At 36.3% G+C, this 13,031-nt stretch carries 12 protein-coding genes; 6 read left to right on the forward strand and 6 right to left on the reverse strand.

Annotated features, from left to right (window positions below; translation table 11 throughout):
• Positions 1-41 precede the first annotated feature (41 nt).
• Both ADJ83_RS23600 and ADJ83_RS23605 read right to left on the reverse strand, forming a co-directional pair.
• Positions 42-368 carry an MGMT family protein gene (locus ADJ83_RS23600; RefSeq protein ID WP_048719240.1) on the reverse strand — a complete coding sequence of 109 codons (327 nt, stop codon included), beginning with the start codon at positions 366-368 and terminating at the stop codon, positions 42-44.
• A 3-nt stretch (positions 369-371) separates the two neighbouring features.
• The gene (locus ADJ83_RS23605) at positions 372-581 is read right to left on the reverse strand and encodes a hypothetical protein (protein WP_048719242.1); all 210 of its coding nucleotides are present in this window, start codon (positions 579-581) and stop codon (positions 372-374) included.
• A 57-nt stretch (positions 582-638) separates the two neighbouring features.
• Here ADJ83_RS23605 and ADJ83_RS23610 point away from each other — a divergent pair, with 57 nt between their 5' ends.
• Positions 639-1,442, forward strand: a complete 804-nt coding sequence (locus ADJ83_RS23610; RefSeq protein WP_048719245.1) for a hypothetical protein — start codon at positions 639-641, stop codon at positions 1,440-1,442.
• 275 nt (positions 1,443-1,717) lie between these two features.
• On the opposite strand, the gene ADJ83_RS23615 is transcribed toward ADJ83_RS23610, so the two are convergent.
• Positions 1,718-2,800: an NAD(P)/FAD-dependent oxidoreductase gene (locus ADJ83_RS23615; protein WP_031540195.1), complete on the reverse strand. Its 1,083-nt coding sequence runs from the start codon at positions 2,798-2,800 to the stop codon at positions 1,718-1,720.
• Positions 2,801-3,410: 610 nt separating this feature from the next.
• Between ADJ83_RS23615 and ADJ83_RS23620 the strand changes: the two genes are divergently transcribed.
• From ADJ83_RS23620 to ADJ83_RS23640, 5 genes are all read left to right on the forward strand, one after another.
• On the forward strand, positions 3,411-4,607 hold the full coding sequence (locus tag ADJ83_RS23620; protein ID WP_048719248.1) for a quaternary amine ABC transporter ATP-binding protein: 1,197 nt from the start codon (positions 3,411-3,413) through the stop codon (positions 4,605-4,607).
• On the forward strand, positions 4,604-5,434 hold the full coding sequence (locus ADJ83_RS23625) for an ABC transporter permease (protein ID WP_031540193.1): 831 nt from the start codon (positions 4,604-4,606) through the stop codon (positions 5,432-5,434). The genes ADJ83_RS23620 and ADJ83_RS23625 overlap by 4 nt, the downstream gene beginning before the upstream one ends.
• Before the next feature lie 54 nt (positions 5,435-5,488).
• Positions 5,489-6,361 carry a glycine betaine ABC transporter substrate-binding protein gene (locus ADJ83_RS23630; protein WP_048719251.1) on the forward strand — a complete coding sequence of 291 codons (873 nt, stop codon included), beginning with the start codon at positions 5,489-5,491 and terminating at the stop codon, positions 6,359-6,361.
• Between the two features lie 859 nt (positions 6,362-7,220).
• The gene (locus ADJ83_RS23635; RefSeq protein WP_048719254.1) at positions 7,221-8,681 is read left to right on the forward strand and encodes a sugar porter family MFS transporter; all 1,461 of its coding nucleotides are present in this window, start codon (positions 7,221-7,223) and stop codon (positions 8,679-8,681) included.
• 295 nt (positions 8,682-8,976) lie between these two features.
• Positions 8,977-10,014: a PTS transporter subunit IIC gene (locus tag ADJ83_RS23640; RefSeq protein WP_048719262.1), complete on the forward strand. Its 1,038-nt coding sequence runs from the start codon at positions 8,977-8,979 to the stop codon at positions 10,012-10,014.
• Positions 10,015-10,119: 105 nt separating this feature from the next.
• On the opposite strand, the gene ADJ83_RS23645 is transcribed toward ADJ83_RS23640, so the two are convergent.
• From ADJ83_RS23645 to ADJ83_RS23660, 3 genes are all read right to left on the reverse strand, one after another.
• Entirely contained in the window at positions 10,120-10,407 is a 288-nt protein-coding gene (locus tag ADJ83_RS23645; RefSeq protein WP_048719256.1) for a YxcD family protein, read from the reverse strand.
• A complete protein-coding gene (locus ADJ83_RS23650) occupies positions 10,395-10,841 on the reverse strand; it encodes a hypothetical protein (protein WP_048719257.1) in 447 nt (148 codons plus the stop codon). Before ADJ83_RS23650 ends, ADJ83_RS23645 begins: the two co-directional genes overlap by 13 nt.
• A gap of 671 nt (positions 10,842-11,512) precedes the next feature.
• Positions 11,513-12,859: an ISLre2 family transposase gene (locus ADJ83_RS23660; protein WP_048717475.1), complete on the reverse strand. Its 1,347-nt coding sequence runs from the start codon at positions 12,857-12,859 to the stop codon at positions 11,513-11,515.
• Positions 12,860-13,031 lie beyond the last annotated feature (172 nt).

Below are 13,031 nucleotides of genomic sequence, written 5' to 3' on the forward strand. Positions count from 1 at the left end.
TCGTCTTTAAAGATTAGTTATTTAGATTTGTCCCAGCCTCTTTATTCCATTTCTTCTATTAGATGTAGTGGCTCATAACCATACTCTATTAAATTTATCGATCCATTTTGCTGAAATATCATTCCCTCTTCTTCTAATATCCTTCTTTGAAGCTGACCATGTTCACCTGTTAATCCAATGCATCCTTTACTATTAAGCACTCTGTGCCAGGGAAGTTGATATTTCTCCGATAAGGTATGAAGAACTCTAACTACTTGTCTTGCGGCCCTTGGACTTCCAGCAATCTTCGCAATTTGCCCATATGTCATTACTTTTCCCTTTGGAATAGCACAAATAATGTCGACCACCCTTTTCGTGAAAGGCTTCATTCTTTATATCTCCTGTCCTATATAATATCTTTTAAATATTTTATCAGAGTTTTGTAACGCATTTAAAGAAGATTGCACTTTTATTGGTTCAATGATTGGGTTAGGGAAATTTGTATCTGGTTTGTTTTTCTTTTTTTGGCGACTTACCCCCATCAATTCTTTCTTATTCCAATGCCAAATATTATTTTTTATAAAGATTTTTATAAAACTCATTTTTTTCTTTTTATAGGGAATAAATCTACTAACAAGACTTAGAAAGGAGTTCTATGGATGAAAAATATTCTATTTTTTTTACTCTTCACTTTTTCGCTTATCATAAGTGGCTGCTCCAATGATTCAACAGATAGTCAAGCAAGTCAAGCTGATTCACCTGCACAGGAAGAAAATGCGGATGGACAAGCTAGTGCAGAAGGAAATCAAACGACTGAGGAACCCAATCCTTCCTCAACCAATGAACAATTGACAGAAATCCGGGCTATGCTAAAAATGGAAGAATCTAAATTGCCAACCAAATTCCCCATAATAGATACTGAATATATAGGTGCCAAAATTAATAAAAATGAAACAGATGAATATTCTATTTCCTTTTATCAAACACAAGAACCAGTCACGATCAATGATGAATCGTTAGCTACTAACGAGAACATGATTGCAACGTTTAAGGCAGAAACATTCGATGATTCTAGCAAACAAAAGGAACTTTTCCCAGAGGTTTCCTTAGACTCTATACCAGATGATATGAAAGTAGACTTAGGCTATCAAATTACGGGAATGAAAGAAGGAGCAGCTGGAAGTTCGTATTTGGTTTGGAAAGAAGGACGTTGGGTCCTGCAAATTAAATCGATCTCTGCTGATGAATTAGATACCGCTGATATCGCCAGAAAAATGGTGGATTATTTGGAAGAGAATGCGCTCCCTGTTCCTAATGAGAACGGAAGAATCGAAGTAAACTATCCAGAGAATGCAGAGGAAGTAGAAATTACTGTGAGATGGGAAGAAGGAAATATTGTTTATACTCTTGAAACAGCAGAAGTACCGATAAATGCATTAATGATGACTGTCTCAACAGAATGATTTGTAACTGGGGCTAGCGCAAACTTGAATAATTCGACTATAACTAACTTGGTTTCAGCAGGATTTTCGTTTTATCGGATTACTTCAATCTTCTTTTCAGCCAAACTTTCGATTTTTCAGCCAAACTCACATGCTTTTCAGCCAAACTTTCGATTTTTCAGCCAAACTCGCATGCTTTTCAGCCTATTCCCTATCTATATTACAAAAAAGAGTTATTGGAAAAGCAAATCTCCTTCTCCAATAACTCTTTTTTTAAAACCACTTAAAAATAAAGTTTATGCACGTACTTTCATCACTGAACAGTCGTCGCAATGAATCATGTTTTTAATTAATTCTTTATTCTTTTCTTCAAATAGTTCATTATGGGAGGATACCATGGCACTGTTGCTTGCTTCCGGCTGGATATATAATTTAGCTTTATTGACTGCATTCGCTGCATCTTGGAAAGCCCCTGCAATTAAATGAACTTTTCCTTCATGCTTTAGAATATCCCCAGCCGCAAATATACCTGGCACAGATGTCTCACTATTAACATTACCTGCTATGTAAAAATCTTCAAGCATGTCAATTTTTAATTTACTATTTTTTAATAAGGAAGAATCCATTTCATATCCATGATTAATAACTACTTCATCCACTTTTACAGTGGTTACATCTTCTGACTTTGTATTCGTTAATTCAACTGAATCAATACGATTATGGTTTTCGTTAGCAATCAGTTTAGTAATAGAAGTATGGAATAAACATTCAACATTGCTTTCTAACAATTCTCTTGCTTTTGCCTCGTGACCAGCAAGTGTATCTTTTCTACATGTTAAATACACTTTTTTTGCAATTGGCTCTAGTTCAAGTGCCCAGTCCACTGCTGAGTTTCCGCCACCAGAAAGAACGACCACTTTATCTCTAAAGTGCATTAAAGATTTCACCGTATAGTTTAGATTGGAGACTTCAAACCTTTCGGCACCTTCTATTTTTAGTTTTTGTGGAGTGACTATTCCGCTTCCTACTGCTACAATAACCGTTTTGGAGTAATGAATTTGTCCTGAATCCGTTTCTAATAAGAAAATTCCTTCCTTATCTTTTGAAATGGAGTGAATCTTCGTATTCGTTACTACCTCAGGCTTAAAGGTCAGTCCTTGCTGTACTAGCTGCTCTCTTAACCTCTCACCTGGCATTGGAGTGATGCCACCAACATCCCAGATCATTTTTTCAGGATATAAGTGCAGCTTTCCGCCTAACTGTGGCAAGAATTCTATAATTTTTGTTTTCATTTCTCTTAATCCACTATAAAAAGCAGAATACAGTCCTGCTGGTCCGCCGCCAATTATTGTCACATCGAATAGTTCTCTATGATCCATTAACCTGCTCACTCCTATTTTGAAAGTTTTGTACTATATATATGTTTAAATCGTTCTGTCTATTAGTTATATTGATTATCATTCTCATTTAAATACTACCTTTTTTTTTGAATTTTTTCAATCCTATATATAAAACTTTTATTGAATCGTTTGTGAAATGGAATAACCTCCTATATATAGGTCTTTTTTGTCACAAACAAAGAACGTACGTTCCTTTCAATCCTGCTAAAGGATAGAATCAAGAGTTATTTAGTGAATTAGGCAGTATTTGTGAGCAAACCTCCCATTTAATTTAATCAGAAAAAACTTTATGAACGATATAAACTGTATATGCTTTATTTTCACGTTTGCGCTATATATTCCTTATTTTATATAATAAGGATAACTCTACAGGAGAAGGATATGGATAAGTCCCATTACCATACTGGGAGTAACACGGAGCAAGTAATACTATATACAACAATTTATAACCCAAAGTTCCACTATAAGTATTGCCATAATACTCGCTTAATTCCTACTATTCCTCTATAAATAATCAAATTTTCAAACTCTTATTATTTATCCATATTCTGAAAATCTCCAAGATAAACTTTTTAAGGAGAAGTGATTAATGCATAAAATCGAAGTTAAAAATCTCACAAAAATATTTGGAGGTAACCCGAAAGAAGGGCTAAAAAGACTCCAAGCAGGCGAAGAAAAAACGAAAATCCTAAAAGAAACTGGGATGACAATTGGAGTGGATAATGCTTCTTTTTATGTAAAACAAGGGGAGTTTTTTGTCATCATGGGTTTATCCGGAAGCGGTAAATCTACACTCATTCGTCTAATTAATCGACTCATTGAGCCAACTTCTGGTGAAGTAATGATAGATGGGGAAAATATTACGACTATGAATAAAAAAGAACTAATAGCTATTCGCCGCAAAAAGCTTAGCATGGTTTTTCAGAATTTTGCATTATTTCCTAATCGAACTGTACAGGAAAATGTGGAATACGGATTAGAAATTCAAGGCCATCCTAAGGATGAGCGTGCAAAAAAAGCTATTAAAGCCATCCATGATGTTGGTCTAAAGGGCTATGAAGCAAGTTACCCTAATCAGCTGAGTGGCGGTATGCAGCAACGTGTAGGACTTGCTAGAGCATTGGCGAATGATAGCGATATCCTTCTAATGGATGAAGCATTTAGTGCGTTGGATCCACTTATTCGTAAGGAAATGCAGGATGAACTTCTTCGGTTACAGAACAAGCTAGGGAAAACGATTATTTTTATCACCCATGACTTAGATGAGGCACTCAAGCTTGGTGATCGAATTGCCATTATGAAAAATGGCTCCATTGTACAATTAGGAACAGCTGAAGAAATTTTAGAAAATCCAGCGAATGACTATGTATCTAACTTTGTAGAAGATGTTGATCGTTCCAAAGTGCTAGTTGCTGGGCAAATCATGAAGCAGCCAGATCTTATTACCACTTGGAAGGATGGCCCTAGGGTTGCAGTCCGAAAAATGGAAGAAGCTGGTCTATCAAGTATTTTTGTAGTAGATAAAGATAAACAACTAAAAGGTATCCTGACTATTGATGCCGCCATTAATGCGTATAAAGAAAATAAATGGGTAGAGGATGTTTTAGAACATGACTTCCATTCCACCACATTTGACACACCATTAAATGATTTAATTGGAATCGCAGCAGAATCAAGATTCCCAATTGCTGTCACAGAAAATAATAGATTGCTAGGAATTATTGTACGAGTCTCTATATTGTCTGGACTGATTCTCGGAAAAGAACAAAAGGAGGCTATTATATGAACTATTTCTTCTTTCCACTAGAAGATTGGACAAATCAATTTGTAGACAATTGGCTACTGCCAGTTTTAGGTGACTTTTTTAACTCCTTCAGTGGAGTGTTAAGCATATTTATAAATGCTGTCACCAATTTATTCACTTTCATTCCTGCTGAAGTAATAGCAATCATTTTAGCTCTTTTAGCTTGGCGCTTTGCCGGAAAGGGAATGGCTATTTTCACTATTATTGGGGCGCTTTATTTAGGATCCGTTGATCTTTGGACAGGTGCTATGCAAACACTATCTATTGTTATTGTTGCAACTTTTTTCTCTATCGTTGTTGGTATTCCATTAGGAATTTTGACTGCAAAAAATCGAACATTGGATCATATAGTTCGACCAATTCTCGATTTTATGCAGACATTACCAAGCTTTGTTTATTTAATCCCTGCCATTCTACTCTTTGGTTTAGGAGAAGTTCCGGCAGTTATCTCTACATTCGTTTTTGCTACTCCACCAGCAGTACGCATGACAAGCTTAGCAATTAAACAAGTTCCAGCCGATATTGTAGAAGCTGCTAAGGCTTTCGGTTCTACGTCTTGGCAATTACTTGTCAAAGTTCAGCTACCTAATGCCATTCCAACTATAATGGCAGGTATTAATCAGACCATTATGCTAGCATTATCAATGGCCGTTATCGCTTCGATGATTGGTTCACCTGGATTAGGTAGTATTGTATTATCTGGTATCTCTAGTGTAAATGTTGGATTAGGTCTTACTGGGGGATTAGGGATTGTTGTCCTTGCCATCATACTTGATCGAATCACACAAGGTTTAGGTAAGAAAGCTTAAAAGACATATGCAAACCAATTAAAAAATTGAAAAGACGAAAGGAAGTAATGATTTATGAAAAAATGGAAACTTAGCTTTTTGCTTTTATTACTATTTACTCTTTTAATTGGCTGTTCTTCTCAGTCACAAAATTCTGGTGAAGATGATGCTAACAATAGCGAAACAATTACATTTGGGGTGACCCCTTGGACAAGTACCATTCCTCCTACAAAAGTTGCTAAACTTTTATTAGAAGATATGGGCTATACTGTAGATGAGAAAAATGCAGATGCAGGTGGGGTCTATACTGGACTTTCACGTGGTGATTTAGATGTATTTATGGATGCTTGGTTACCTGATATGCATGCAAATTATATGGAAAAATACAAAGATAACCTAGAAGATTTAGCAGTGAGTTATACTGAAGGAGAACTTGGATGGGTTATTCCAGCTAATGTTGAAGGAATTGACAGCATTGAAGATTTAAAAGGAAATGAAGATCTTTTCGGTGGAAAGGTTTATGGAATTGAGGAAGGCGCAGGAATGACTGTAACTTCTAGAGAGATGATCGAAGAATATGGATTAGATTTAGAATATGTTGCTTCTAGTGAAGGTGGAATGCTAGCACAAGCATCTAAGTTTATTAAAAGTGGCGATCCCGTTCTATTCCTAGGATGGCGTCCACATCCAATGTTTGTTGATTATGACTTAAAAGTATTGGAAGATTCAAAAGGTTTCTTTAAGACATCAGAAGTTCACGTAGTCGTAAATAATGGTCTAAAAGAAAAATCTCCTGAGGTTTATGAATTCCTAAGCAACTGGAGCATGCCTGTTGAAGATATCGAAGCAATGATTGTTAAAATCGAGGATGGTGCTGATGAAGAAGAAGTTGCACAGGAATGGATTGATAATAATCAAGATAAAGTCGATGCTATGTTAGGAAAATAAATGATTATTAAAAAGAGGCTGGGACATAAACATTTCAGCTAACAATAAATACGAAGGATTATGCGGTAAGTTTGCATAATTGTTCGTATTTATATTTTGGGAAAAGGTTTAAAAATGAAGTGAAATGGAGCGGAGGACGGTCGACTCCTGCGGGAAATAGAGGAAAGGCTGAGACCCCGCAGCGCAGCGAGGAGGCTCAGCTTCCTCCCCGCGGAAAGCGACCGTCTGTAGCGCAATGGAACGACTTAATTTTTACTCTTGACTATATTTAAAACATAGATAACCATCTTGAAAAAGTAGCTTTATTTAAGAGCTAAATTAGAGATTGTTCGTCTTTAAAGATTAGTTATTTAGATTTGTCCCAGCCCCTTTTTATATCCTCTAAGAGAGAAGACATGAAAAATTCTTAACAAAGTTATCTTCAAATCTATCGGTTTTTCCTACTATATACTCTAACGGAGTTCTCACTTTTTAACTACGAACATCTTTCTTACAAATCGATCCTTGTATGACCAAACAAGAATAGCAGAATAATAAACACTAAAAAATTTTTCTCCCGCTCTTCTATCATGTTTTTTAAAAAATTTTTTTGGGTAATGTATTGGTACCTCTATCCCTTACTTAATCAAGTAGCGAACATAATTTGAAATATTCTGACAAAGGTGTATAATAAAGATATTCTATTCTTTTTATTATCCGAGAAAAATATTGACAAATATCTTATGAACAAACATCTTATCACCTATAAGGGATAGAACAATACAAGTAGAAGGAGATGAAAATCGATTTACATTTCAAACACAAATATAATAATGACGCGAGAAAATCATTATTATAAGAGGAGGAGAAAGTAAATAAAATGAGTGATCAATTAAACCCTGACAGTAGGAACAAAAAATCAAATCAAAAAAACAATTTAAAAATCATTGCAATTATTTCCACATTTGGTGGTCTTCTTTTTGGCTTTGATACTGGCGTAATTAATGGAGCCTTACCCTATATGGCTCGTCCAGATCAACTTAACCTCAATGCAGTCACAGAGGGCCTCGTCACTAGTTCCCTTTTATTTGGAGCCGCATTTGGAGCCATGTTCAGCGGTAAGCTCGCCGACAGCTATGGACGAAGGAAAGTTATTCTTTATCTTGCTGTTATCTTTCTTATTACAACACTCGGCTGTACTTTTGCACCGAACGTCCCCATAATGGTTACTTTTCGTTTCTTACTTGGTATCGCAGTTGGAGGAGCATCGGTAGCTGTCCCTACATTCTTGGCAGAAATGTCTCCTGCCGAACGCCGTGGTCAAATGGTAACACAAAACGAACTAATGATTGTTACAGGGCAATTACTTGCCTACATAACAAATGCTATCATCGGAAATACACTTGGTGGCTCCGGACACGCTTGGAGATATATGCTCGTTATTGCAACAATTCCCGCCATCGTTCTATGGATAGGCATGCTCGCAGTACCTGAGAGTCCTAGATGGTATGCATCACAAGGCAGATTCAAAGACGCTTTTCGTGTACTATTGCATATTAGAAAAGAAAAGCGTGCCAAAACAGAATTACAGCAAATCAAGAAAGCAATTGAAACAGAAGAGAAAGTTGAACAAGTTGGCTTTAAAGATTTAGCAGAGCCTTGGATAAGAAGGATTGTTTTCCTAGGAATTGGGATTGCAATTGTTCAACAAATCACAGGTGTAAACTCGATTATGTACTATGGTACACAGATATTGCAAAGTACAGGATTCACTACTGAAGTAGCATTAATAGCAAATATCGCTAATGGAGTTATTTCTGTTTTAGCTACCTTTGTAGGTATATGGCTGCTTGGGCGTGTTGGAAGAAAGCCAATGCTAATTACAGGATTAATTGGTACAACAACTAGTTTACTATTAATCGGAATTTTCTCATTCACTTTAGGCGGAATGTCTATTCTTCCATATGCTGTACTAAGTATGACGGTTACCTTCCTTGCCTTCCAACAAGGAGCAATATCACCAGTTACATGGCTGATGCTAGCGGAGATTTTTCCTTTAAAGCTTCGCGGATTAGGAATGGGTGTTTCCGTATTTTGTCTATGGACAACAAACTTTCTCATTGGTTTGGTTTTCCCGATACTTCTCGATAAATTTGGCTTATCCACTTCATTCTTTATATTCGCAGTACTAGGTATATTTGCGATAACATTTGTTACCAAATTCTTGCCTGAGACAAAAGGAAAAACATTGGAGCAGCTAGAACAATATTTCCGAAACTTTGATAAAAAGTCTCGAGATGTCCGGAAAGCTAAAATAGGAGAAAATCAATTTCCTTCTTAAGGTTAGTCAGGCATTGAAAAACATGCCAGATAGGTGCAATATGATGAAGGAGTTTCCTCATAAAAAGGAGGGAACTCCTTTTTATTTTACATTTTGCATTTTTTTCAGATGATATTTTTTCATTTTTTAAAAACTATCATTAAAATTATTGCAATTTATAAAGAGGAATAGAAAAGTGCAATCTTTTTTTCGTTTTTTCACTTTTTCACGTTGAAGCGTTAAAAATAATCGTTGACGCTTATCAAATTTTTACATATAATAAACTCCAAATTCAAGGAGAATGGGGAGTTCAAATGTGAAAGAGTTTTTCAGTAAATTATTAAATGGTATGAGTATCGGAATCGTCGTTTCTTTAATCCCTAACGCACTACTTGGCGAAATATTAAAGCTCTTTATTCCATTCTTTCCTCCACTTCAACACGTATTAGATATTACTGCATTTATTATGAGCTTATTGCCTGTGTTGATTGGTGTAATGGTTGGAATATCATTTAAACTATCCTCTATTCAAACAGCTAGTATTGGAATTGCTGCAATGGTCGGTAGTGGAGTGGTTCAAAAAACAGCAGAAGGATTATTTACTTTAAATGGTATCGGAGTGGTTGTAAACACAGGTATTACAGCTGCACTTGCTGTATTATTTGTTCAATTTGTCGGCGACCGATTAAAAGCATATTCTATTCTTCTTTTACCAACTTTAAGTATTTTAATACCAGGAATGGCAGGATATTTATTATTGCCATTTATGAAATCTACTACTGGATTAATTGGCGTTGCAATCGCCACTATTACGAACTTACAGCCAGTCGTTATGGGCATTATCATTGCAGTAGCATTCTGTTTAATTATTCTTTCTCCTGTTTCCACAGTAGGTGTCGCAACTGTTATATCCCTATCTGGTATTGGATCAGGGGCAGCAAATCTCGGTATTGTGGCAGCAGGGATTGGATTAGCTATAGCAAGCTATAAGGCCAATTCTTTAGGAACTGCCTTAGCACATGTGCTTGGCTCTCCGAAAATTCAAATGGGGAATTTCTTTATGAAACCGAAGATTGTTATTCCGATGATTATTACTGCTGCTATATTAGGCGGATTAGCTGGCTTCCTCAATATCCAAGGAACACCCTATAGCGCCGGCTTTGGATTATCTGGTTTAGTTGGTCCCATGAACTTTATGCGCTTAGCAGATGGTGGATGGAGTAGTAAAAATATCGCTATTATGATTTCTACCTTTTTAATTATACCGTTCCTTTTAAATGTGTTCTTCCTTTATTTATTTTCGAAAAAATTGAAAATGATAAAGGCCGAGGATTATAAATTAAATTTCGATTGAGTTATGGAAGAAAAGTCTTTTTCCTCCTTATCTAGTGGGCTTTCCTCAAGACATATTTATAGCAAAAAGAGGATACCAATTTTCTAACATTGGTATCCTCCTTCCCTATTTTCCTACTGCGATAATTCCTTCTTCTTCATCAAGCACTAATTTCAATCCAATATACGGATCTAAATTTAAATACTCATCTAACCATAAACGCAGTGCTTCAATCATATTTTGTGTGATTAGCACTTGTTTTCGATCATGGACATAAGTTTCGGCAGAAAAACCATAATCATCATCATACATTAACTCTACTTCTACTTCCTCTGGCCTTACTTGTTTCTTACGCGCCACATAGACACATATCGCATTAATAATATCCTGTTCTGGGATGATTAATTTCTCCAATTATTTGCTTCCTCTCTTTTTTTATTTCGATAGAAAGTAAATAAACGCTTGATTAAGTTAAATACCACAACAATTGCAAGGATATTAATTAAAAGCCCTAATAAAGATCCAAATGCTCCCATATTGGCAAAAAGACTTCCAAACAGTAAACCAGCAAGCCCACCGACCATTAGTCCTCTCATTAGCCCCCCGCCTGAGAAAAAGCCTCCAGATTTATTTGCAGTAGTGGATTGATTAGATTTTGTCGTGTCATTTGTATTATTTTTCTTCTGGAAAAAAGAATTTGTATTTGTATTACTATTATTGTTATTAAAGCTTCTTTTTCCGGATTTATAAGACTTAGCTTCTACTGTTGTGACTGTATCCTGAAATTGGATACTCACCGGGGATAAAACCAGACCTAATGTGAGAATTGCTGATAATATTTTCTTCATTTTCTATTCCTCCTGATTATTGATTATCCATGCTGGATTATACTTGGGCTCCTATATTTCTTCTAACTCTCTTTAGTATTTGCTAGAAAAAATAAAAAGCCCTACCATTAATTTGGTAAAGGCTTGAAAAATCGATCTATTTATCCCTTTACCAAAGAACGGCAAAGGTCTCGCAAACAACATTTAGTTGCCAGTTAAGCCGGCGATTTAATCGCGTATTGACGACGTAACTGTAAGCTACTCCCCTTTGGAGTATGCAATTTTTAAGTATAAATACATTCTAATATAAATAACATTCCTAGTCAACTTATAGGATGAAAGCGTTTGAGTCAAGTATTTGTGGGAGAAATTTTTTATCGTCGGAATTTCTCTCTTTTTCAGTGTGTTTGCTATCTCTATTGTTAACGCTTTCTATACTTACTCTATTTATAGTCAGGCTGTTTTCGTAAAATTTTTTGGGATCAATAGACCGTTCCTTTCCGCTACAGGCACTTGCTTTCCGCGGGGAGGAAGTCGAGCCTCCTCGCCGTTCCGGCTGTGGGGTCTCGACCTTTCCTCTATGTCCCGCAGGAGTCAAGTGCCTTTCGCTCCAATCCACTCTGCGTTTTCTATGTTGTTAAAATCCATAACCTTTTAGAATACAGTTTACAGTTAAACGTCGACAATCCTTTTTAAAATCCTTGTAATGCTTTTAACGCATGATATAGTGGCTTTCCTGTTGTTTGACTCAAATAGGCAATGTTTTGTCTTGTTGCCTGTCCTGCTGTTTTGGTTAGTTTTTCACGGTAGTATTTTGGTTTTATATGATTTGATTCCTTCTCTTCCAATCGTTTCGTCATTGTTCCGATCAGTGTTTTAATATCTAATCCATCTTTTAAGCCAACCATGAATCGAATAAATGCATCTATTCCTTTTTCACTCCATGCCCTTCCGTTTTTCAGACGCTTGGCAAACACACTCATGGTTCCTTCTGCGCTGCCCATCGGACGCATATCACTCGTATCTATTCCTTGTTCCTGTAACCAAATTCTATAGTCTCCAAGTGCCTCGGGATATGGAGAAAGCTGGTTAATTAATGCTTCTAATCGTTCTTCTTTTTTCTCTGTATCCAGGGTCGCCACTGCACTATTTAACTCTACTAATAATCCCTCTCCATCATACTTAGCTAGCTTTTTTCGTATCGCTTTATATCTAGGATGTTCTTTAAAAATACGTTGGATTTCTCGAGCTACGTGGAATCTGTCTATCGTGAAAAAAGCTTTCTTTTGAAAATACTCTCTGCACGCAGTTATCCAACTAGCTCCGTCCCCATTGATAGCTAAAAGATGAGTAGTTGGATCGTAATGATACGTATCCATTAAAAATTGTTCTAACTCTTCCCAGAAAGGTGCTTCTGCTTTATGAATAAAATGCCGTTTTCCCACAAGACTGGCTCTCTTTCCATTCATAGACCAACCTTCATGGATAGCTGCGATCTTTTCTTCTCGTCCGCGCTTCTTACCACCTTGCCGTTTAATAAATAAGCCATCTACTTCGATAAATAATACCTTTCTTTTTGGTTCGATTGGCAAGCTCGGTACAACTTCTGTTTGTAATAAATGTTGACGAATCGCTTCATGACTAGCTACAGAGTATCCAAGTAATTTTTCTAACGTAGAAGATGCATGTCTGTATGATGGCCCAGTAACCGCCAATTCCATCGCCATTTCTTCCACAACTGGACTAAATCCTTTACCGCCCTCAAACTGTAAATATTGATCTAATAAATAGACATATTTGTTGCCGATACGATCCCAATAGTAATTTCGCTTAATTGAAACAGATCCAAATAAGGTGTCCATCTGAATCGCTCTCTTATCTTTGAGTTGATATCTTCCTTTATCTCGTTGTTCAGCTATTTCTCTGTCATACCCAGTTAACAGCTCCTCGAGAACTTCCGAAAAAGTTTCCTGTAATGTTTTAAATAAATCACTTTCTATTTCTTTTAATGTAGGTAGTTTTATGGTATTTTGTTTCATAGGGACTTTCTCCTTTTGTATGTTTTGTCCGCAAACACTACTATACAAAAAGAAAGTCCCTTTTTCTTTATTTTTGCTCATACTACCGCGCTTGCGTTTGGTTGGCGGTCTAACGACCACCAACCAAACCAGAGGGTAAATTATTTTCTACCCACAAACATTTTACTCATAC

The sequence above is a fragment of the Bacillus sp. 522_BSPC genome, from assembly GCF_001076885.1.
GTDB lineage: Bacteria > Bacillota > Bacilli > Bacillales > Cytobacillaceae > Niallia > Niallia hominis.